Annotated in this window: 21 protein-coding genes and 1 tRNA gene; 14 read left to right on the forward strand and 8 right to left on the reverse strand. The window is 64.6% G+C overall.

The genetic code is table 11. The features are described 5' to 3' along the window. Window positions 1-126: 126 nt before the first annotated feature. Together sciP and ctrA are read left to right on the forward strand one after the other, a co-directional pair. Window positions 127-405 carry a CtrA inhibitor SciP gene (gene sciP / locus P0645_RS03195; RefSeq protein ID WP_284163110.1) on the forward strand — a complete coding sequence of 93 codons (279 nt, stop codon included), beginning with the start codon at window positions 127-129 and terminating at the stop codon, window positions 403-405. A 94-nt stretch (window positions 406-499) separates the two neighbouring features. Next, window positions 500-1,213 (forward strand): response regulator transcription factor CtrA, encoded by a 714-nt coding sequence (ctrA, locus tag P0645_RS03200; RefSeq protein ID WP_284163111.1) that lies wholly within the window; start codon window positions 500-502, stop codon window positions 1,211-1,213. A gap of 381 nt (window positions 1,214-1,594) precedes the next feature. Here ctrA and P0645_RS03205 read toward each other — a convergent pair whose 3' ends face one another. Both P0645_RS03205 and P0645_RS03210 read right to left on the reverse strand, forming a co-directional pair. Further along, window positions 1,595-1,813, reverse strand: a complete 219-nt coding sequence (locus P0645_RS03205; RefSeq protein ID WP_284163112.1) for a hypothetical protein — start codon at window positions 1,811-1,813, stop codon at window positions 1,595-1,597. Then, window positions 1,810-1,971 (reverse strand): hypothetical protein, encoded by a 162-nt coding sequence (locus P0645_RS03210; protein WP_284163113.1) that lies wholly within the window; start codon window positions 1,969-1,971, stop codon window positions 1,810-1,812. The genes P0645_RS03205 and P0645_RS03210 overlap by 4 nt, the downstream gene beginning before the upstream one ends. Before the next feature lie 315 nt (window positions 1,972-2,286). Here P0645_RS03210 and ligA point away from each other — a divergent pair, with 315 nt between their 5' ends. Further along, a complete protein-coding gene (gene ligA / locus P0645_RS03215) occupies window positions 2,287-4,404 on the forward strand; it encodes an NAD-dependent DNA ligase LigA (protein WP_284163114.1) in 2,118 nt (705 codons plus the stop codon). After that, a complete protein-coding gene (recG, locus tag P0645_RS03220) occupies window positions 4,401-6,488 on the forward strand; it encodes an ATP-dependent DNA helicase RecG (protein ID WP_284163115.1) in 2,088 nt (695 codons plus the stop codon). Before ligA ends, recG begins: the two co-directional genes overlap by 4 nt. A gap of 398 nt (window positions 6,489-6,886) precedes the next feature. On the opposite strand, the gene P0645_RS03225 is transcribed toward recG, so the two are convergent. Next, on the reverse strand, window positions 6,887-7,321 hold the full coding sequence (locus P0645_RS03225) for an iron-sulfur cluster assembly scaffold protein (RefSeq protein ID WP_284163116.1): 435 nt from the start codon (window positions 7,319-7,321) through the stop codon (window positions 6,887-6,889). Between the two features lie 63 nt (window positions 7,322-7,384). Here P0645_RS03225 and hisI point away from each other — a divergent pair, with 63 nt between their 5' ends. Beyond that, window positions 7,385-7,747, forward strand: coding sequence for a phosphoribosyl-AMP cyclohydrolase (hisI, locus tag P0645_RS03230; protein WP_284163117.1), 363 nt, complete (start codon window positions 7,385-7,387; stop codon window positions 7,745-7,747). A gap of 6 nt (window positions 7,748-7,753) precedes the next feature. On the opposite strand, the gene P0645_RS03235 is transcribed toward hisI, so the two are convergent. Next, window positions 7,754-8,035, reverse strand: a complete 282-nt coding sequence (locus P0645_RS03235; RefSeq protein ID WP_284163118.1) for an usg protein — start codon at window positions 8,033-8,035, stop codon at window positions 7,754-7,756. A gap of 189 nt (window positions 8,036-8,224) precedes the next feature. Between P0645_RS03235 and gyrA the strand changes: the two genes are divergently transcribed. From gyrA to gluQRS, 4 genes are all read left to right on the forward strand, one after another. Continuing rightward, window positions 8,225-10,951 (forward strand): DNA gyrase subunit A, encoded by a 2,727-nt coding sequence (gene gyrA, locus P0645_RS03240; protein WP_502854190.1) that lies wholly within the window; start codon window positions 8,225-8,227, stop codon window positions 10,949-10,951. Between the two features lie 150 nt (window positions 10,952-11,101). After that, complete coding sequence (locus P0645_RS03245; RefSeq protein WP_284163120.1) at window positions 11,102-11,305, forward strand: hypothetical protein; 204 nt, start codon at window positions 11,102-11,104, stop codon at window positions 11,303-11,305. Between the two features lie 38 nt (window positions 11,306-11,343). Continuing rightward, window positions 11,344-12,675 carry a methylenetetrahydrofolate--tRNA-(uracil(54)-C(5))-methyltransferase (FADH(2)-oxidizing) TrmFO gene (trmFO, locus tag P0645_RS03250; protein WP_284163121.1) on the forward strand — a complete coding sequence of 444 codons (1,332 nt, stop codon included), beginning with the start codon at window positions 11,344-11,346 and terminating at the stop codon, window positions 12,673-12,675. Further along, window positions 12,663-13,508 (forward strand): tRNA glutamyl-Q(34) synthetase GluQRS, encoded by an 846-nt coding sequence (gene gluQRS / locus P0645_RS03255; RefSeq protein WP_284163122.1) that lies wholly within the window; start codon window positions 12,663-12,665, stop codon window positions 13,506-13,508. The genes trmFO and gluQRS overlap by 13 nt, the downstream gene beginning before the upstream one ends. A 54-nt stretch (window positions 13,509-13,562) precedes the next feature. Here the strand turns inward: gluQRS and ocd are convergent, their stop codons facing one another. Next, a complete protein-coding gene (ocd, locus tag P0645_RS03260; RefSeq protein ID WP_284163123.1) occupies window positions 13,563-14,630 on the reverse strand; it encodes an ornithine cyclodeaminase in 1,068 nt (355 codons plus the stop codon). Between the two features lies 1 nt (window position 14,631). After that, on the reverse strand, window positions 14,632-15,555 hold the full coding sequence (rocF, locus tag P0645_RS03265) for an arginase (protein WP_284163124.1): 924 nt from the start codon (window positions 15,553-15,555) through the stop codon (window positions 14,632-14,634). Window positions 15,556-15,667: 112 nt separating this feature from the next. Between rocF and P0645_RS03270 the strand changes: the two genes are divergently transcribed. After that, the gene (locus P0645_RS03270) at window positions 15,668-16,099 is read left to right on the forward strand and encodes an Lrp/AsnC family transcriptional regulator (RefSeq protein ID WP_284163367.1); all 432 of its coding nucleotides are present in this window, start codon (window positions 15,668-15,670) and stop codon (window positions 16,097-16,099) included. On the opposite strand, the gene P0645_RS03275 is transcribed toward P0645_RS03270, so the two are convergent. Further along, on the reverse strand, window positions 16,096-16,554 hold the full coding sequence (locus tag P0645_RS03275) for a disulfide bond formation protein B (protein WP_284163125.1): 459 nt from the start codon (window positions 16,552-16,554) through the stop codon (window positions 16,096-16,098). The genes P0645_RS03270 and P0645_RS03275 overlap by 4 nt on opposite strands. After that, the gene (locus P0645_RS03280; RefSeq protein WP_284163126.1) at window positions 16,551-17,129 is read right to left on the reverse strand and encodes a YqaA family protein; all 579 of its coding nucleotides are present in this window, start codon (window positions 17,127-17,129) and stop codon (window positions 16,551-16,553) included. Before P0645_RS03280 ends, P0645_RS03275 begins: the two co-directional genes overlap by 4 nt. Before the next feature lie 137 nt (window positions 17,130-17,266). Between P0645_RS03280 and ypfJ the strand changes: the two genes are divergently transcribed. The 4 genes from ypfJ (at window position 17,267) to P0645_RS03300 (ending at window position 20,120) form a co-directional block, all read left to right on the forward strand. Further along, window positions 17,267-18,121, forward strand: coding sequence for a KPN_02809 family neutral zinc metallopeptidase (gene ypfJ / locus P0645_RS03285; protein ID WP_284163127.1), 855 nt, complete (start codon window positions 17,267-17,269; stop codon window positions 18,119-18,121). Between the two features lie 54 nt (window positions 18,122-18,175). After that, window positions 18,176-18,259, forward strand: a tRNA-Leu gene (locus tag P0645_RS03290). Window positions 18,260-18,673: 414 nt separating this feature from the next. After that, entirely contained in the window at window positions 18,674-19,201 is a 528-nt protein-coding gene (locus tag P0645_RS03295) for a Hint domain-containing protein (RefSeq protein WP_284163128.1), read from the forward strand. A 238-nt stretch (window positions 19,202-19,439) separates the two neighbouring features. Beyond that, window positions 19,440-20,120 carry a Hint domain-containing protein gene (locus P0645_RS03300; protein ID WP_284163129.1) on the forward strand — a complete coding sequence of 227 codons (681 nt, stop codon included), beginning with the start codon at window positions 19,440-19,442 and terminating at the stop codon, window positions 20,118-20,120. Window positions 20,121-20,197 lie beyond the last annotated feature (77 nt).

Genomic DNA, 20,197 nt, shown 5'->3' on the forward strand with positions numbered 1-20,197 from the left:
ACGCTCATCAGGGTCCGACGGAATATAGGAAAATTCGAAACACTCACAAGGCCGGGTTTCACCCGTCATTAAGCGAGCTTTGGGAGGCTTGTTGCCGGTGAAGAGCTGGTTTTCAGGGGGTGCCCAATGTTTCTAAAGAAGATCGACGGTCCAAGGGCCGTGACGCTGCCGGATGGAACGGTGATGACGCGCGCCGACCTGCCGCCGTCCGAGACAAGGCGCTGGGTGGCAAGCCGCAAGGCGCGCGTGGTGCGCGCGGTCCAGTACGGCCTGTTGCCGCTGAAAGAGGCGCTCGACCGTTACGGGCTGTCGGAAGAGGAATTCGATCTCTGGCGCGTCGCGGTGGAGCAATATGGCGAAAAAGCCCTGAAGGTCACGGCCTTGCAAAAGTATCGCCAACTTTAGGTTGCATTTTCATATTTGAATGCGTCGGTAACGTGTGATTAACCATTTATGCCCATGGTTAAGGTAATGAAGGCTTTAACGCGGAGTGCGGCGCATGAGAATTTTGCTGGTAGAAGACGATCCCACCACTTCCCGCAGCATCGAATTGATGCTGACGCATGCGAACCTGAACGTCTATTGTACCGATCTGGGCGAGGAAGGGATCGATCTCGCAAAGCTTTATGACTACGATCTGATCCTTCTCGATCTGAACCTGCCCGACATGAACGGGCACGAGGTTCTGCGCCAGCTCCGCCTGTCGAAGATCGCCACGCCCATCCTGATTCTGTCGGGCGCCGACGACACGGAAAACAAGATCCGCGGCTTCGGCTTCGGCGCCGACGATTATCTGACCAAGCCTTTCCACCGGGAGGAACTGGTGGCGCGCATCCATGCGATCATCCGCCGCTCGAAAGGTCACGCCCAGTCGATCATCCGCACCGGCCATATCAATGTGAACCTCGATGCCAAGACCGTGGATGTCGACGGGCTGCCGGTGCATCTGACCGGCAAGGAATATCAGATGCTGGAGCTTCTGAGCCTGCGCAAGGGCACGACGCTCACCAAGGAGATGTTCCTAAACCACCTCTATGGCGGCATGGACGAGCCGGAACTGAAGATCATCGACGTGTTCATCTGCAAGCTCAGAAAGAAGCTCGCCGAGGCCACGGGAGGCGAGAATTATATCGAGACGGTTTGGGGGCGGGGCTATGTGCTGCGCGAGCCCCATCCGCATGACATGGACCGGCGGGTCGCCGTCGGCGCCTGAGAGATCGGAGCGGTTCAGCACGGCGGCAGGCACCAGCCGAGGCAAAGGGCGGTTCCCTAGGCGTCGGGGGCCGCCCATGTCCCGTGCACGACGTAGCGTGGACCGCTCGCTATGGCCAGGGATCAAACGGGCCAACCAGCCCGCCTCGCGGCAGAACGGCCAGGTCTTGGCTGCGGGAAAAGCGAGAACCGATCCGTTGCATCGATCGCACCACGATCTCGGGTCGGACGTCCGTCCCCGGGCCTGACGCCCAAGATCCATCCTCGCGTGTGACGCGCCCCGAGATCATGGATCGCGACGGGCGCCTGTCGGCATGTCGGGCCGCTGCGCGCTGGCCGAAGACCGGCTCCCGAACCGATGTTTCAATGCCTCGCGCGTGTTTTATGTCGGGTTGCGGGCGCTTGCCCCTCGGTCACAGTCCGCGCGCCACGCGTTCACTTCGCGCAGGCAGGCAGCAAAGGTGGCATGGCCGATCAGGCCCGCGGTTCCCGCGAGAGAGTAGGCACCCACTGCCACCAGAAAACCTTGCCCGAACAGGAGACAGATCGCGCCGGCGACCATACCCACGACCGAACCTGCGAGAACCGAACCCATGATCATCTGAGCACCTTCATAGCAATGACACAGCCAGTCGGATAGCGCCGGTCATCGGCCGACGCGCGCACACGGGCCCTGGTGAGGACGCGCCGCTTCCTGCCCTGCAGCTTTCCAAGTGCGGCGAGGCGGCCGAGGCGGGCTTTCTCAAGAAGTTGCGCCATTTTTGTCTCCGACGTTCGCACCATGTTTGATGGGATGAGAATGCGCGCTGACCGGGGCCAAGTCATTTTTCCTTAGGGATAAATGCCTGACCAATCAGACCGCGCGCTATCCATTCGGCTAGCTGTGACTGTCGTTTGGCATCGATCGCGGGGTAACAAGGACGGATCGGTCGCGCTGGCTTGCGCGACAGGCGCCCGCTACGGCCTCCATGCCCATGTCGCCAGGGCGCCGGTCTGGTTTGCCGGGAGAGACTGGGCAGGGGCTGGACCAGGCGGCGGCTTGATCCTAACAGTGGGACAAGGCGGGAGGAAACCATGGCGGAACGGGCGGTAGAGCGCATGACGGAGGCGGAGGCACGGGCCGACTGGGCGCGGACCGCCGAAGAGGTTCGCCGCGCCGACCGCGCCTATCATGCCGAGGATGCGCCGGAAATCTCGGATGCGGCCTATGATGCGCTGAAGGCCAGGCTTCGCGCCATCGAGGCGCGTTTTCCCGATCTGGCGGCGCAGAGCCCGACGGGCGAGGTCGGCGCCGCGCCGTCGGAGACTTTCGCCAAGGTCAGCCATGCCGTGCGGATGCTGTCGCTCGAGAATGCGTTCTCGGAGGAGGATGCCGCCGATTTCGTCGATCGCGTCCGGTCATTCCTGAACCTCGGGGCGGATGGTGAGCTTGTCGTCACGGCGGAGCCGAAGATCGACGGGCTGTCTCTTTCCTTGCGCTATGAGAATGGTAGGCTGGTGCAGGCCGCGACGCGCGGCGACGGGGCGGTGGGCGAGAATGTCACCGACAATGCCCGCACCATTGCCGACATCCCCGGGCGGCTTACAGGGGCGCCAGAGCTGCTTGAGGTGAGGGGCGAGGTCTACATGAGCCACGCCGATTTTGCCGCGCTGAACGCGCGTCAGGCGGCGGCGGGGGAGAAGACCTTCGCCAATCCGCGAAATGCGGCGGCGGGATCCTTGCGCCAGCTCGACGCGGGGATCACCGCCGCTCGCCCGCTGCGCTTCTTCGCCTACGGCTGGGGCGCATTGTCAGAGCCGCTGGCCGCGACACAAGCGGGCGCGGTCGAACGGCTGGCCTCGCTCGGGTTTCAGACCAATCCGAGGACGAGGACCTGCCACTCGCTGGCCGAGATGATGGCAGCCTATCGCGAGATCGAGCAGGCGCGTGCGACCCTGGGCTATGATATCGACGGCGTGGTCTACAAGGTCGATGATCTGGCTCTGCAGGCGCGGCTCGGCTTCCGCTCCACCACGCCGCGCTGGGCGATCGCCCACAAGTTCCCCGCCGAACTCGCCTGGACGCGGCTTGAGGCGATCGACATTCAGGTCGGTCGCACCGGGGCGCTCTCGCCGGTGGCGCGGCTGAAGCCGGTGACGGTGGGCGGGGTCGTCGTTTCGAACGCGACGCTGCACAACGAGGATTACATCGCCGGGCGCGATGCCAAGGGCAACCCGATCCGCGAGGGCAAGGATATAAGGGTGGGCGACTGGGTGCAGGTCTACCGTGCGGGCGATGTGATCCCGAAGATCGCCGATGTCGATCTGTCGCAGCGGCCCGAGGGCGCGGAACCTTATGTGTTTCCGCACCGCTGCCCCGAATGCGGTTCGGACGCGGTGCGGGAGGAGGGGGACGCGGTGCGCCGCTGCACCGGTGGCCTCATCTGCCCGGCGCAGGCGGTCGAGAAGCTGAAGCATTTCGTCTCGCGCGGCGCCTTCGATATCGAAGGGCTGGGGGCCAAGCAGATCGAGATGTTCTTTGCCGACGATCAGCTGCCGATCCGAGAGCCCGCCGACATATTCACCCTTGCCGCCCGCGATGCGGCGAATCTGACGAAACTGAGAAACCGCGACGGGTTCGGGGAACGCTCGGCCGCGAATCTCTTTGCTGCCATCGAGGAGCGGCGGGCGATCCCGCTCAACCGCGTGATCTTCGCCCTTGGCATCCGCCATGTCGGTGAAAGTGCAGCGAACCTTCTGGCGCGGAATTACGGGACCTGGGAGGCGTTCGAGGCGGCGATGACCGGGGCGCGGATCGGCGAGGGGCCGGACTGGCAGGCACTGACCGCGATCGACGGGGTTGGTGATGTGCTGGCGGCCTCGGTGGTGAACGCCTTTCATCAGGAGGCCGAGCGCGCGTCCATCGACCGGCTTGCCGCCCTGCTCGACATTCAGGAGGTGGCGCGCCGGGTCACCGACGGCAGCCCGGTCGCGGGCAAGACCGTGGTCTTCACCGGGACGCTCGAAAGGATGACACGGGCCGAGGCGAAGGCCCGGGCCGAGGCGCTGGGGGCCAAGGTCGCCGGATCGGTCAGCGCCAAGACCGATCTCCTGGTCGCGGGGCCGGGGGCGGGGTCGAAGGCCAAGGAAGCGGAGCGGCTGGGGATCGAGACGATTGACGAGGACGCCTGGCTGAGGCTGATCGGCGGATGAGCCGCCCATCCGTCCTCTTTCCGCTGTTTGCGGATATCGAGACGCTCGAGGGGATCGGGCCCAAGGCCGCGAAACTTCTGCCCGCTCTCGGGATCGAACGGCCGAGGGATTTCCTCTTCACCTTGCCCTATGCGGTCATCGACCGGCGGCTGCGCGCCTCGATCCGCGATGTGGCGCTGCCCGCGACCGTGACGGTCGAGGTCGAGGTCGGCGCGCATGTGCCCGCGCGCCGCAAGGGCGGGCCGGTCAGGGTCTTCGTTCGGGATGCAGGCACAGAATTCCAGCTCGTCTTCTTCCATCTGAAGGGCGACTATCTCGCCAAGCAGCTGCCGACCGGCCAGCGGCGGATTGTCTCGGGCAAGGTCGAGATCTTCGACGGGCTGGCGCAGATGGTCCACCCTGACCATATCCTGCGCCCCGAGGAGGCGCGCGATCTGGCGGAATTTGAGCCGGTCTATCCTTTGACTGCGGGCGTCACGCAAAAACAGATGGCGCGCGCGGCGGCGGGGGCGCTGGCGCGCGCGCCAGCCTTGGCCGAATGGATAGACCCCGCGCTTCTGGCGCGCGAGGGCTGGCCGGGCTGGCAGGCAGCGCTTGAGGCCGCCCATCAGCCGAAAGCAGCCGCTGATTGCGCGCCCGAGGCCCCGGCGCGGCAGCGGCTCGCCTATGACGAGATGTTCGCCCATCAGTTGACGCTGTCGCTCGCCCGCACCGCCTTTCGGCGCGGAAAGGGGCGGGCATCGGCCGGGGACGGGCGGTTGCAGAAGAGGGTGAGGGAGGCGTTGCCCTACAAGCCGACGGCGGCGCAGGAGCGGGCGATTGCCGAGATCGCTGCCGACATGGGCGCCGACAAGCGGATGAGCCGACTGCTGCAGGGCGATGTCGGATCGGGCAAGACGCTTGTGGCCTTCATGGCGCTTCTGAACGCGGTCGAGGCGGGCGGGCAGGGGGTGATGATGGCCCCCACGGAAATTCTAGCGCGCCAGCATTTCGACGGGCTGAAACCGCTTGCGGACAGCGCGGGCGTCGCGCTGGATATCCTGTCGGGCCGCGACCGGGGGACGGAGCGGGCGGCGAAGCTGAAGGCGCTCGCGTCCGGCGATCTGCAGGTGCTGGTCGGCACGCATGCGGTTTTTCAAAAGGATGTGGACTTTCACGACCTGCGCCTGGCGATCATCGACGAACAGCACAGGTTCGGGGTCGAGCAGCGCAAGGAACTGGGCGCCAAAGGTATCGCGGCGGACGTTCTGGTGATGACGGCGACGCCGATCCCGCGGTCGCTGGCACTGGCGCAATATGGCGACATGGATGTCTCGATCCTGGATGAAAAGCCGCCCGGGCGGACGCCGGTGAAGACGGCACTCATTTCCTCGGGCCGTTATGAGGAGGTGGTGGCGCATCTGAGGCAGGCGGTGGCGGAGGGGCGGCAGGCCTATTGGGTCTGCCCGCTGGTCGAGGAAAGCGAGCTGGTCGACCTGATCGCGGCCGAGGATCGGTTCAAGACGCTTCGGGCGACATTGGGCGAGGGGCTCGTCGGCCTCGTCCACGGCCAGATGGCGCCCGCCGACAAGGACGCCGCGATGGCCGATTTCGTTGCGGGGCGCACCAAGGTTCTGGTGGCGACGACGGTGATCGAGGTGGGTGTGAACGTGCCCAATGCCTCGATCATGGTGATCGAGCGGGCAGAGACTTTCGGGCTGGCCCAGCTGCACCAGCTGCGCGGACGGGTCGGGCGGGGGGCGGCCGAATCGACTTGCCTGATGATGTATCAGCCGCCGCTGTCCGAGGCGGCGGAGCGACGCTTGCAGATACTCCGCGAAAGCGAGGACGGGTTCCGCATCGCCGAGGAGGATCTGGCGATGCGCGGCGCGGGCGACCTGGTGGGTACGGCGCAATCCGGCCTGCCGCGTTTCCGCATCGCCGATCTTGACCGGCAGGCTTGGCTGATGGCGGTGGCGCAAAGCGATGCGCGGGCGCTTCTGGCGACCGATCCGGGCCTGACCGGCCCGCGCGGGCAGGCGGCGCGGGTGCTTCTGTGGCTGATGGGCAAGGACGAGGCGATCCGCCTGATCGCCGTCGGTTAAGGTTTGTTCGCGAATGTTCTTAAAAAGTTCTTTACACCGGTCGATCTATGTGAGAACAAAAGAGCAACAAGGATGGAGGAACCGATGCGAGACCTGAAAGCCGCCTTTTCCCGCTCTCACGGAACCATGCTGGTGGATGCGGCGGGCCTCGTCTCGCTGGTCGCCATGCTGATCGTCGGCCTTCATCTGCCTGACCTGATCTGACCCTGCCCAAGCGGTCTTTCCGTGGGTCTGCCTGTCCCGCAGTGATACCCCCGGGTCGATCCCCAGTCGGCCCTGTCCCCGGTAACCGCAGACTGCCGCCGTGTCCCCGTCGGGACACGGCGGTTTTTTTCATGAAGAGCGGGAGGGCGCCGCCCTCCCGCACCCTCCCGGAGTATTTCGGGACAGAAAGTGGATCAGTGGGTTTTCGATAAGGCGTCGGCGGTTGCCTCCAGCACCAGCAGGATCGAGGCGTGGCGATTGGCATAGTCGCGGGCGGGTGTCAGCACCTCGTAGCCGTCGAAGGGAGGGGACGGGATGGGGCCGTTCTCCTTCAGCATCGCCTTCAACTCGTCGCGGGCCTTCAGGACCTCGGCCTCGCTTCGCCCGATCATTTCTGCCCCGGCGATCGCCGCCGAAGCCTGGCCAAGCGCGCAGGCCTTCACATCCTGTCCGAAACGCGTGATGCGTCCGTCCTTCAGCGACAGATCGACGGTGACGGTGGAGCCGCAGAGAGGCGAGCGGCGCATGGCGGTCGCGTCGGGGAGGTCGAGCCGCTCGGCATGGGGAATGTCGGCGGCCAGTGCCAGGATGCGCTGCGAATAGAGTTTGATGAGATCGGTTTCGCTCATTTGCCCCGCCCGTGGTTTGGCCCTAAAGATAGAGACCGCCACCGGGAAATCAACGAGACCAAGATGCAATTTGACGCGACCACACTTCGCTACGATGCGGCCGGGCTTCTGCCGGTGATCGCGCAGGATCACGCGTCGGGCGAGGTCTTGATGCTGGCCTGGATGAACGCGGACGCGGTCGCGCGCACGCTTCAGACCGGCCGCGTCACCTATTGGTCGCGCTCGCGCCAGTCCTTCTGGGTGAAGGGCGAAAGTTCCGGCCATGTCCAGAAACTGGTCGAGATGCGCCTCGATTGCGACCGCGATTGCCTGCTTGTGCTGGTCGAACAGACTGGTCCGGCCTGCCATACCGACCGGCGGACCTGTTTCTACACGGCGCTGCGGGACGGGGCAGAGGTGGAGCTGATGGCGCCGGAGGCGGGGTAACCGGCATCAGTTCAGGTAGAACTCGCCCGTGACATTCCGCCAGTCGCCGGGGCGGATCAGCTTGCGATGGGTGAAGCGCACGGAATGCAAGGGCCCTTCGATCTTTTCCTGCCAGAATTCGATGAACTGGAAGAGTTCCGGATAGTCGGGCGCCAGATCATATTCCTGCCAGATGAAGCTGTTGAGCACATGGCGATGGTCCGGCATTCGGTAGAAAAGCTCTGCCGTGGTCAGGCCGTAGCCCCTGAGCATCAGTTCGGTTTCCGCCGCCGGTCCCGCTGCACGCATCGAACCCTCCTTCGCGCGCTTTTCCGAAAGGATAATTGCCGAAGGTTACTTTCAAATAAAATCAAAACCTTGACAGGAATCCGGCAGGATGGCGCCTCGCGCGCGCCCGCGCGCCTTGCACCCCAGAGATGGGATGAAGTATAGTGCCGGACAACAATATCTAGTCAATAAAAAGGCCTGGGCAGTCACGTGACCGACGAACCGGAAGTTCCTGAAAACGCTGAAGATTCTCATCCCCGCATGTTCCATGCCGGGCCCTCGGTCGCCATCGAGGAGGAGATGAAGACCGCCTATCTCGATTACGCGATGAGCGTGATCGTAAGCCGCGCGATCCCCGACCTGCGCGACGGGCTGAAGCCGGTGCACCGCCGCATCCTTTATGCGATGTACGAGACGGGCAATACCCACGACAAGCCCTACCGCAAGTCGGCGCGTCCGGTAGGCGACGTGATGGGGAAATATCACCCCCATGGCGATGCGGCGATCTATGATGCGCTGGTGCGGATGGCGCAGGATTTTTCCATGTCCGTGCCGCTTCTGGACGGGCAGGGCAACTTCGGCTCGATGGACGGCGATAACGCCGCCGCCATGCGCTATACCGAGGTCCGGATGGAGAAGGTGGCAGCCTCGCTTCTCGATGATATCGAGAAGGAGACGGTCGACTTTCAGGACAATTACGACGGCAAGGACCGCGAGCCGACCGTTCTGCCGGCCCGCTTCCCGAACATGCTGGTCAATGGCGCGGGTGGCATCGCCGTCGGCATGGCGACGAACATACCGCCCCATAACCTCGGCGAGGTCATCGACGGCACGCTCGCGCTGATCGAGAACCCCGATCTGTCCATGGAAGCGCTGATGGAGATCATCCCCGCGCCGGATTTCCCGACGGGCGGGCTGATCCTCGGCCGGTCGGGCGCGCGCAAGGCCTATCTGGAGGGTCGCGGTTCGGTGATCATCCGCGCCAAGACCCGGGTCGAGGAGATCCGCAAGGACCGCTTCGCCATCGTCGTCGACGAGATCCCCTATCAGGTGAACAAGGCCACGATGATCGAAAAGATCGCGGAACTGGTGCGCGACAAGAAGATCGAGGGCATCGCCCATGTGCAGGACGAATCTGACCGCGTCGGCGTGCGGGTCGTCGTCGAACTGAAACGCGATGCGACGGCAGAGGTGGTGCTGAACCAGCTTTTCCGCTTCACGCCGCTGCAGACCTCGTTCGGCTGCAACATGCTGGCCCTGAACGGCGGACGGCCGGAGCAGCTGACGCTGAGGGATTTCCTCACCAATTTCATCAGCTTCCGCGAGGAGGTTGTCGCGCGCCGCACCGCGTTCGAGCTGAAGAAGGCCCGCGAGCGCAGCCATATCCTGTGCGGTCTGGCCGTGGCCGTCTCGAACGTCGACGAGGTGGTGCAGACCATCCGCTCCTCCGCCGACCCGGCCGAAGCGCGCGAACGGCTGATGACCCGGCGCTGGCCCGCCCATGACATCGCGCCCTATATCCGGCTGATCGACGATCCGACCCACAAGATGAACGAGGACGGGACCTACAATCTGTCGGAAACCCAGGCCCGTGCCATCCTCGACTTGCGCCTGCAGCGCCTGACGGCGATCGGCGTCAAGGAAGTGACGGACGAGCTGGAAGAACTGGCAGCCAAGATCAAGGACTACCTCGCCATCCTCGGCTCGCGCGAGCGGATCATGGAGATCATCGGCAACGAGCTTCGCGAGGTGCGCGCCGCCTTCGCCGAGCCGCGCCGTACCGAGATCGTCGATTGGGCGGGCGATCTGGAAGACGAGGACCTGATCGAGCGCGAGGATATGGTCGTCACCATCACCAGCGGAGGCTATATCAAGCGCACGCCGCTCGCCGAATTCCGCGCGCAGCGCCGGGGCGGCAAGGGCCTTGCCTCGATGCAGACCAAGGAAGACGATGTGGTCACATCGCTTTTCGTCGCGAACACCCATACCCAGCTTCTGTTCTTCACCACCGATGGCATGGTCTACAAGCTGAAGACCTGGCGCCTGCCGCTCGCTGGGCGCAATGCCAAGGGCAAGGCGATCGTCAATATCCTGCCGATCGTGCAGGGCGTGACAATCGCCGCGATCATGCCCGTGGACGTGCCGGAGGAGGAGTGGGACGATCTGCAGATTTTCTTCGCTACTTCCGAAGGCGACGTGCGCCGCAATGCGCTTTCGGATTTCACCAATGTCATGCGCAACGGCAAGATCGCGATGAAGTTGCCCGAAGGCGTGAGCCTCGTGAATGCGCGCATCTGCGACGAAAATGACGATGTGATGCTTGTGACAGAGATGGGTCGCGCGATCCGCTTCCCGACGACCGAGGTGCGTGTCTTCAAGGGGCGCGATTCGACCGGGGTGCGCGGCATCCGACTGGCGGCCGGTGACTCTGTCGTCTCGATGTCGGTCATCCGCCACTTCGAGGCCGACCCGGCCGAACGCGCGGCCTATCTCAAACAGCGCCGCCTGATGGCGGGGGCTTTGGAGGATGAGGTCGAGGATGACGAGGAAGAGGCGGTCGAAGGCGGCCAGCTGTCGCCCGAACGCTATGCCGAAATGTCGGCGGCCGAGGATCTGATCCTGACCGTCACCGCCTCGGGCCTCGGCAAGCTTTCCTCCTCGCACGATTATCCGGTGCGCGGGCGCGGCGGCCAGGGGGTGAAGGCAATCAGCCAGGGCTCGCGCGGCGGGCGGCTCATCGCCTGCTTCCCGGTAGAGGGCGACGATCAGGTGATGCTCGTCACCTCCACGGGCCAGTCGATCCGCTGCCCGGTCGAGGGGATTTCCTTCCGCTCGCGCTCGGCGGGCGGGGTGAAGGTCTTCGACACCGGCGCGGATGAGGAAGTGGTGTCGGTCGCCCATGTCGCGGGCGAGGGCGCGGAGGAAGAGGCGGAGTGATCCGCCCTTTTCCGGCCCGGTTGCGCGTCATGAAGAGATGCCGATTTTGACACATTCTTAACCTACTGCCGCCAGACTCACCTTCAAGACTGGGCATAACGGGCGGCGGTCTTGGGAAGGGCGCCGTCCCCGGGCAACAAGGGGAAGGTCATGGCATATACCGATCTCGCGGGTCGCATCGGCGAAACCAAACGGGAAGAGGGCGCGCTGCGCCGGTTCCTGGCGACGTTTTTCGCGGCGCGGTCGGACCGGACGGTGACCGGCCCGGAACCTCGCAAGCTTGCAGGCCCGGTGCCCGGCGATGCCCGCGCCCGGGGCTACCTTGACGACCTCGACATCGAAGTCGGCTTCTGAGGCTTTTCTTCGCCGCCGTCATCGTCTAATCCGCGCGCATGGACGCGCAACTCAATATCGTCGGCGGCGGCATGGCCGGCTCCGAGGCCGCCTGGCAGGCGGCCAATCTGGGAATACGGGTCTGCATCCACGAGATGCGCCCGAAAGTCGCGACCTTCGCCCACCGTACCGGCCATTTCGCCGAGATGGTCTGTTCCAACTCCTTCCGCTCCGACGATGATGAACGCAATGCGGTCGGTCTTCTGCATTGGGAAATGCGGGCGGCAGGTGGTCTCATCATGGAAATGGCGACGCGCCACCGGCTGCCTGCGGGCGGCGCTCTGGCGGTGGACCGCGATCCGTTTGCCGAAAGCGTGACGGAACGGCTGCGCTCTCATCCCAACATTTCCGTTTCAGATGAAGAGATTACAGAACTTCCCTCGAGTGGAAGCTGGATCATCGCCACCGGCCCGCTGACCTCCTCGCGCCTTGGCGAGGCAATCGCGGCCGAGACAGGCACTGAAGCGCTCGCCTTTTTCGACGCGATCGCCCCCATCGTCTATGCCGAAACGGTCGACATGTCGGTCGCCTGGATGCAGTCGCGCTATGACAAGGGCGAGACGGTCGAGGAGCAGACCGCCTACATGAACTGCCCGATGGACAAGGCTCAGTACGAGGCCTTCATCGACGCGCTGCTGGCCGCCGACAAGACCCTGTTCCACGAAGGCGAAACGGCGGGCTATTTCGACGGCTGCCTGCCCATCGAGGTGATGGCCGAACGCGGACGCGAAACCCTGCGCCATGGGCCGATGAAGCCGGTGGGGCTGACCAATGCGCACCGGCCGGAACAGAAACCCTATGCGGTCGTGCAGCTCCGCCGCGACAATGCGCTTGGCACGCTCTACAATATCGTGGGCTTCCAGACCAAGATGAAGTACGGCGCGCAAGTGGATGTTTTCCGCAAGATTCCGGCGCTGGAAAATGCCTCCTTCGCCCGCCTCGGCGGCATTCACCGCAATACGTTCATCAACTCGCCGACGCTGCTCGATGAAAGGATGCGGCTGAAGTCGCGCCCCAATATCCGCTTCGCTGGCCAGATCACCGGCGTCGAAGGCTATGTGGAGAGCGCCGCCATGGGCCTTCTGGCGGGCCGGATGGCGGCGGCGGAGATTCTGGGGCAGGACCTGGCGCCACCGCCACCGGAAACCGCAATGGGGTCGCTGATCCATCATATTGCCGGCGGGGCGGAGGCGAAGACCTTCCAGCCGATGAACGTGAATTTCGGCCTCTTCCCGCCCATCGACGCGAAGGGCGGCCGCAAGGGCCGCAAGGACCGCTACAAGGCCTATACCGACAGGGCAAAGGCGGCTTTCACCCAATGGCTGTCGTAACCCGCTTCGCACCGTCGCCCACCGGACCCCTGCACCTCGGCCATGCCTATTCCGCGATCGTCGCCCATGACATGGCACGGGCGGCGGGCGGGCGGTTCCTCCTCCGGATCGAGGATATAGACCGGTCGCGCGCGCGCCCCGAATGGGAACAGGCGATCTTCGACGATCTTGCCTGGCTCGGGCTCGTGTGGGAGCAGCCGGTCATGCGCCAGTCGGACCGGCAGCCCGCCTATCGCGCGGCACTCGAAGAACTCTGGCGCGCCGGGTTCCTCTATGAATGTCACTGCTCGCGCCGCGACATCGAGGCGGCAGCAAGCGCCCCGCAGGAGGGCGCCAGCCCGCGCGTCGGCCCGGACGGGCCGATCTATCCGGGTACGTGCCGAAACCATGCGCGCAGAGGTGCCTTGCCCGCGGGCGCGCTTCGCCTAGACATGGCGCTTGCCGCGACGGCGCCGGTCGCGTTCCGCGAGGAAGGTGCCGGGAAGCGCGGCCGGATCACCGTGGTGCCCGATGACCTGGTCGGGACCGTCGGCGACGTGGTGCTTGCCCGCCGCGACATGGGCACTTCCTACCACCTGTCGGTCGTGGTCGACGATGCCGCGCAGGGCATCACCCATGTGACGCGCGGCGAAGACCTGTTCGAGGCGACGGCGATCCATGTGCTCTTGCAGCGCCTTCTCGGCCTGCCGACGCCCGTCTATGACCACCACCGCCTGATCCGCGACGCAGCGGGCAAGCGCCTGGCCAAGCGCGACGATGCCCGCGCGATCCGCAACTATCGCGAGGAGGGCGCGACGCCCGCAGACATCCGGCGGATGGTCGGCCTTGCCTGATCCTTTCACGCTGGATCAAATATCCCGGGAGCGCGAGGGCAGAGCCCTCGCTCTTCACGCCGCCTGCGCCGCCTTCTTGCGCAGGAGCATGCCGTAGAGGTCGCGAGGATCGTCGGGGTCGGCGATCATGTCGAGATCCTCGCTGAACTTCAGGCTCTTCGGCAGGGCCTTCAGCTGGCCGAGCACATAGCGCAGCGCCGAAAAATCCTCGATCGCGAAACCGACAGAATCGAAAAGCGTGATCGCGCGTCCGTCTTCGCGGCCCCGGATCGCGCCGGTCATCACCTGCCACAATTCCTTCACCGGATAGTCGGCGGCAAGCTGCTGGATCTCGCCCTCGATCCGGGTCTGAGGAGGATATTCCACGAAAATATCGGACCTTAGCAGGATATCCTTATGCAGCTCGGTCTTGCCCGGGCAATCGCCGCCGACCGCGTTGATATGAACGCCCGAACCGACCATGTTGTCGCTGAGGATCGTCGCATATTGCTTGTCGGCGGTGACGGTCGTGATGATCTGCGCCCCGAGGATCGCCTCTTCGGCACTCTTGCAGGAAACGACCTTCAGTTTCGATCCCGCAAGGTTCGCCGCGCATTTCTTCGTCGCCGCCGGGTCGATATCGTAAAGGCGAACCTCGGCGACCCCGCAGATGGCCTGGAAGGCCAGGGCCTGGAATTCCGCCTGCGCGCCATTGCCGATCAGCGCCATCACGGTTGATCCTTCGGGCGCCAGCCATTTCGCGGCGAGCGCCGACATCGCGGCGGTGCGGAGCGCGGTCAGGATCGTCATTTCGGTCAGCAGGACCGGGTAGCCGGTGTTGACGTCGGCCAGAAGCCCAAAGGCGGTAACGGTTTGCAGGCCTTCCTTCATGTTCTTCGGATGGCCGTTCACATATTTGAACCCATACATCTCGCCGTCCGAGGTCGGCATCAGCTCGATCACGCCGACGTCGGAATGGGAGGCGACGCGCGGGGTCTTGTCGAACAGGGGCCAGCGGCGGAAATCGGCCTCGATCTCATCCGCTATATCTTTCATCACCCGCTCGACGCCTAGGTGAAGAACGAGCCGCATCATGTTGTCCACGCTGACAAACGGGACGATGTTCAAATTCTGCTTCATCATTTCAGTAGCTCCGCGTCGGCCGGTCGAAGACCTTGCGGCCCATGAGAGAGCCCACAAGCTCAACCATCAGTTTGGCGGTCCGGCCGCGTTCGTCGAGGAACGGGTTCAGCTCGACCAGGTCGAGCGACGTGACGAGAGCGCTTTCGTGCAAGAGCTCCATCACCAGATGCGCTTCGCGGAAGGTGGTGCCGCCGGGAACCGTCGTGCCGACGGCGGGCGCGATCGACGGGTCGAGGAAATCGACGTCGAGCGAGACATGCAGCAGGCCGTTCTCGGCCCGAACCCGCTCCAGGAATTCGCGCAAGGGCGCGACGATGCCGCGCTCGTCAAGGACGCGCATGTCGCAGATCACCATGTCGGTCTTCAGAAGCGAGGCATGTTCGGCCGGATCGACCGAACGGATGCCATAAAGGCAGATATGGTCCTCGGGCACCGGATCGGGGAAGGGCGGGAAGGCGTCGAAGCCGCTGTGGCCGGCGATATAGGCTACGGGCGTTCCATGCAGGTTGCCGGACTGGGTGGTCAGCGGCGTGTGAATGTCGGAATGGGCGTCGAGCCAGAGGACGAAGAGCGGGCGGCCCTCGGACCGGGCATGGCGCGCAGCGCCCGAGACCGAGCCGAGCGCCAGCGAATGGTCGCCGCCGAGGATGATCGGGAAGGCGCCGGTCGCCAGCGCCTCGGCGGTGCGGTCGGCGAGCGCTGCGGTCCAGCCCACGGTTTCGGCAAGCGAATGGACGGCGGGGTTCGGGCAGGAGACCGGCGCGAGCGTCGGCAGCGCCACATCGCCCCAGTCGGCGACCGTGTGGCCGAGGTCGGTAATCGAGGCGCCGAGCCCTGCGACGCGGTAGGCGGCGGGGCCCATCAGGCAGCCCGCGCGTTTCTGGCCGCTGTCGATGGGTGCGCCGATGAGAATGCAGTTCGTCATGGTCGGTCCTTGGTCATTTTCGCCATGATGCCGCCCTCTTGCGTCAGCCTGAAAGCGATTTATTGTCGGTTTGCGCGAGGCTTTGATCGAAATGGCGGGAAGAATGACCGATTTGGACGATACCGACCAGCGGCTGGTGGCGGAGTTGCGCCGGGACGGGCGTGCCGCGCTTTCCGATCTTGCCGACCGTCTGGGGCTGGCGCGTGCGACGGTCAGGGCGCGGCTCGAACGACTGCAGGCGCGCGGCGAGATCATCGGCTTCACCGTGCTGACGCGCGGCGATGTCAGCGCTTCGCCGGTGCGCGGGCTGATGATGATCGCGATCGAGGGGCGCGGGCAGGAGCGGATCACCGCGCGCATCCTTGGCCTGCCTGAGGTTCAGGCGGTCCATTCGACCAATGGCCGCTGGGATCTCGTGTGCGAACTGGGGACGAGGACTCTGGAGGAGCTGGATGCGCTGATACTCAAGGTGCGCGGCTATGAGGGTGTGCTGGCGAGCGAGACCAACCTGCTTCTGTCGACCAAACGGCCCGGTCGGCGTTAGCCCCGCCGCGTGGCGGCCCGGACCCAGATCGCCGCGAGGCTGAGCGAGAGGAGCGCGTTCCAGGACGCCATCGACAGGCCGAATAGCGACCAGGCGACCTCGTCGCAGCGAATGAGCGGCGCGTTGAGGATCTGGTTCATCAGATCGTCCGCTGACAGGCCGCCGACATCGCCCGACGTGCAGGTCGTCGGCCCGAGCCAGAAGCCGCGCTCGACGCCCGTATGATAGATGCCGACCCCGGCGGTGGCGAGGGCCGCAACAGCGCCGAGCCAGGCGAGTTCCGCGCGCCGCGTGGAAAGGCAAAGCGCACCGATCACGATGGCGGCGGCATGCGGCCAGCGCTGCCACAGGCAAAGCTTGCAGGGGGCATAGCCAAACGCCTGAAAGATGAAGGCTCCGGCCAGAAGGGCAAGCGATCCGCCTGCGGCGAGAAGGACGAGACGGTTCCGGGTCATAGGTATTTCACCAAGGCAAATCCACCGACGAGCAGCAGCATGAACAAGCTGAACAGGAGCCCCAGCCGAGCCTCGATGAAGGTCCGTATCGGCGCCCCAAACCGCCACAGAAGACCCGCGACAACAAAGAACCGCAGGCCGCGGGCGATGACAGAGGCGAGGATGAACACCGGAAGTGACAGCCCCGTCCAGCCCGACATGATGGTGATGACCTTGAAAGGAAAGGGCGTCACCCCCGCGATCAGCACGGCCCAGGCGCCATAGGCGTTGAAACGTTCGGCGAAAAGGTCCGCAGCCTCCGCCTTGCCGTAGAACGTCAGGATCGGCTGGCCGATCGTCTCCCACAGCACGGCGCCGATGAAATAGCCGAAAAGCCCGCCGAGGACCGACGTTACCAGCGCGATCGTGGCGATCAGCCAGGCGCGGGATGGCCGCGCGATGATCATGGGGATCATCAGGACATCCGGCGGGATGGGGAAGAACGAGCTCTCGACGAAGGAAACCGTGCCAAGCGCCCAAAGCGCCTTGGGGTGGTCCGCAAGGCGGATCGTCCAGTCATACAAAGCTCTGATCATTCTTCCTGTCCGGAACTGCCGGTGTCCTTAGGCCACGGCGCAAATGCGCCGTCAAGACGACTGGTCCTTTCGCGCCCGCCATAGTTCGGGCTATCCTTGAGCAGAAAGGGCGCCCATAGGTGCGCCAAGGGGGTCTCATGAAGTGGCAGGGTCGGCGCGGCAGCGACAATATCGAGGACCGGCGGCGCATGTCGGCCGGTGGCGCCATCGGCGGTGGCGGGCTGGGCCTCGTGGTCGTGGCGCTGCTGGTGTGGGCGCTTGGCGGCGATCCGATCGCGGTCCTGCAGCAGGGGATGGGCGCCCAGCAGATCGGCGGCACCGGCGGCGGAGAGGTCACCGAAGCCGACGAGCGGGCCGCCCAGTTCGTTTCGGTGACGCTTGCCGATACCGAGGCAATCTGGAGCCAGATATTCGAACAGGAGCTGGGCAGGGCCTATCGGCCGGTGACGCTCGTCCTCTTCAAGGGCGGCACCCAGTCGGGCTGCGGCGGCGCCTCGGCGATGACCGGGCCGTTCTATTGCCCGCTCGACAAGAAGGTCTATCTCGACACCGATTTCTTCGCGACCCTCTCGCAGCGGCTTGGCGCCAAGGGCGATTTCGCCGCCGCCTATGTCGTGGCACACGAGATCGGGCATGCGGTGCAGGATCAGCTTGGCATCCTTGCGAAGACCACGCAGATCCGCAAGCAATCGAGCGAGGCCGACAGCAATGCGATTTCGGTGCGGGTCGAGCTGCAGGCCGACTGTTTCTCGGGCGTCTGGGCGCGTTACGCGGCCGATCAGCTTGGCACGCTTGAACAGGGCGATATTCAGGAGGCGGTGAATGCCGCAGCGCAGATCGGCGACGATACGCTGCAACGGAACGCGGGTCAGCGCCCGATGCCCGACAGCTTTACCCATGGCACATCGGACCAGCGTCAGAAGTGGCTTGCGACCGGATATCAGCAGGGCACGATCCGCGCCTGCGATACATTTTCGGCGAGCGCGCCCTGAACCTTGAATGGCGCTTGAAAGCGTGATCCGGGACGGCTAAGGGTCGTTCCGGTGGCCCGAGTGGCGGAATGGTAGACGCAGCGGATTCAAAATCCGTCGCCGCAAGGTATGCGAGTTCGAGTCTCGCCTCGGGCACCAGATTTCCAGCGAATCGCCAAGGCCGATGATGGCGACAAAGCAGGTGCGGTGTGCTCACGATCTCGAGACGCGCGATCGCCATCGTTGCCGCGGACCGTCTGCCTTTCGGCAGCCCGTCATCCCTATTGTTGGGGTTTTGGCGACTATATACCGCGTCTCCGTCGTGCGGTATGCGATAGTGTGCAGCGAGCGGGCTTTTCGGCGGGGATTTGTCCGCCTGGTGGAAATAATACCTGTCCCCATGTGACGCTACGTCAGGGATGGATGGGAGTGTCTGCCCAAATTCCGCCACAATTAGAGTGGAATAAATAACCTATTCGTAAGTATAAATTCTCTATTCTCTTTCAGACGACCCTTCGGGGATTTTGTAACTGGCCCGTGTGATTGATGGCCGCTTTTGTTGGAACCGCGACATTGCCTTGTCTGACCTCAGGTACATTCATCACGACACTCAGGGGCGAAAAGCCGGTGGAACAGCTTGTTCCCGGTGACCGTGTCGTGACCCGCGATGACGGATTGCAGACCGTACGCTCGGTGCGCCGTCGCGATTTCGATTATGGCCAGCTTGCCTCTGCGCCGCACATGCAGCCGGTGCTCGTCACGGTTGGCGCCGTCTCGCGCGGGTTGCCGGAACGGGAGCTGCTGGTCAGCCCGTCGCTGCGCATCCTGACCCAGACCGCAGGCCGCGACCACCTGGTGGCGGCAAGCGAGATGACTGACGGCCATGCGATCCGCAGCTGCTCGGTCCTCGGCGTGCGCTATGTCCATGTCGGCTTCGACCGCGACGAGGTGATCCTCGCCAACGGTATCTGGCTCGAGGCCTTTCAGCTGGCCGACCGGCAGGGCGATGTACCGCCGTCGGCGCAAACGGAGGAATATCTGGCGCTGTTTGCCCCGGGGCAGGACAGCGAAACGGTCGTGGCGCGTCAGGATTGGATCTGACGCGCGGGGATGGAACGGTGGTCCGATTTTGGGCGGCCGGTAACGAGTAAGGTCGAGGAGTTGCGAATGATGACGGTTCTGGTACTTCTGTCCTGCGGTCTTCTGGGGCTGTCGTACCCGGTGTTTGCGGCTCTGCCGCAACGTTGCCGCGTCGCGGATCGGTCTTCGATCTGACGGTTCCGATGCCGGGCGGTGTGCCCGGTGTCCTGGGTGATATTGAGTAGAGGGTTAAAGGTCGATGAAGCACACTTTCTTTCAGACTGAGCGAGACAAGGCGGATCAGATTTCCGACCTCACCGAGACGCGCCTTGAGGGCGCGGCGGGCGAGGAGCGGTTGGTCGGGGCCAAGGGACGCGACGGTCAGGCGAGCGATGTCGCCGACTATTCCGACGCCGCCCCCTGCTTCACGCCGGAAAGCGAGATTCTGACCGACCGCGGGCCGGTTGCCGCGAAGCTTCTGAAAGTCGGCGACCGGGTCATGACCCGCGATCACGGCCTTCAGACGGTGCGCCGGATCGGCCGTCGCCAGTTCGGATGGCGCGCGCTTGGCCTGATCCCCCTCCTGCGTCCGGTTGTGATCGAGGCAGGCGCGCTCGGCCATGGCCTGCCCGCGCGTCAGATCGCCCTGTCGCCAGAGCATGGTATCGCGAGCGCCAGCGCCAACGGTCTTGGCATCCAGATCGTTCAGGCGAAGCGCTATGTCGGCATCGCGGGTGTCGAACGGGGCGCCTTCCACAATGTGACCTACATCCAGATCGCGCTCGACCAGCCCGCCCTCGTGAACGTTTCCGGGCTTTGGTGCGAGACTCGGGCGGCTGCGGATACTGCAATCGGGGCCGTCGCGAAGGCGATCGTCGACGCCTGCGCGGCGCCCGCAACCGCCACCAAGAACAAGGGCGCGGTCGGCTTCGCCGCCTGAAGGCTCTTGGCCACTACATCCTGTGTTCCGCCGGTAACGCCAGACAGCTATCTGGCGTTATTTGGTTTTTTCATGCA

Source organism: Frigidibacter sp. SD6-1 (genome assembly GCF_030143255.1).
Taxonomy (GTDB): domain Bacteria; phylum Pseudomonadota; class Alphaproteobacteria; order Rhodobacterales; family Rhodobacteraceae; genus TMP-24.

Bases quoted from the DNA above. Each gene is read 5' to 3' on its own strand.
- ctrA (WP_284163111.1), top strand. From the start codon at position 500: ATGAGAATTTTGCTGGTAGAAGACGATCCCACCACTTCCCGCAGCATC.
- P0645_RS03300 (WP_284163129.1), top strand. From the start codon at position 19,440: ATGAAGCACACTTTCTTTCAGACTGAGCGAGACAAGGCGGATCAGATT.
- sciP (WP_284163110.1), top strand. From the start codon at position 127: ATGTTTCTAAAGAAGATCGACGGTCCAAGGGCCGTGACGCTGCCGGAT.
- rocF (WP_284163124.1), bottom strand. From the start codon at position 15,555: ATGACGAACTGCATTCTCATCGGCGCACCCATCGACAGCGGCCAGAAA.
- P0645_RS03235 (WP_284163118.1), bottom strand. From the start codon at position 8,035: ATGCGTGCAGCGGGACCGGCGGCGGAAACCGAACTGATGCTCAGGGGC.
- P0645_RS03245 (WP_284163120.1), top strand. From the start codon at position 11,102: ATGGCATATACCGATCTCGCGGGTCGCATCGGCGAAACCAAACGGGAA.
- trmFO (WP_284163121.1), top strand. From the start codon at position 11,344: ATGGACGCGCAACTCAATATCGTCGGCGGCGGCATGGCCGGCTCCGAG.
- gluQRS (WP_284163122.1), top strand. From the start codon at position 12,663: ATGGCTGTCGTAACCCGCTTCGCACCGTCGCCCACCGGACCCCTGCAC.
- P0645_RS03205 (WP_284163112.1), bottom strand. From the start codon at position 1,813: ATGATCATGGGTTCGGTTCTCGCAGGTTCGGTCGTGGGTATGGTCGCC.
- ocd (WP_284163123.1), bottom strand. From the start codon at position 14,630: ATGATGAAGCAGAATTTGAACATCGTCCCGTTTGTCAGCGTGGACAAC.
- P0645_RS03225 (WP_284163116.1), bottom strand. From the start codon at position 7,321: ATGAGCGAAACCGATCTCATCAAACTCTATTCGCAGCGCATCCTGGCA.
- recG (WP_284163115.1), top strand. From the start codon at position 4,401: ATGAGCCGCCCATCCGTCCTCTTTCCGCTGTTTGCGGATATCGAGACG.
- hisI (WP_284163117.1), top strand. From the start codon at position 7,385: ATGCAATTTGACGCGACCACACTTCGCTACGATGCGGCCGGGCTTCTG.
- ligA (WP_284163114.1), top strand. From the start codon at position 2,287: ATGGCGGAACGGGCGGTAGAGCGCATGACGGAGGCGGAGGCACGGGCC.
- P0645_RS03275 (WP_284163125.1), bottom strand. From the start codon at position 16,554: ATGACCCGGAACCGTCTCGTCCTTCTCGCCGCAGGCGGATCGCTTGCC.
- P0645_RS03210 (WP_284163113.1), bottom strand. From the start codon at position 1,971: ATGGCGCAACTTCTTGAGAAAGCCCGCCTCGGCCGCCTCGCCGCACTT.
- P0645_RS03280 (WP_284163126.1), bottom strand. From the start codon at position 17,129: ATGATCAGAGCTTTGTATGACTGGACGATCCGCCTTGCGGACCACCCC.
- ypfJ (WP_284163127.1), top strand. From the start codon at position 17,267: ATGAAGTGGCAGGGTCGGCGCGGCAGCGACAATATCGAGGACCGGCGG.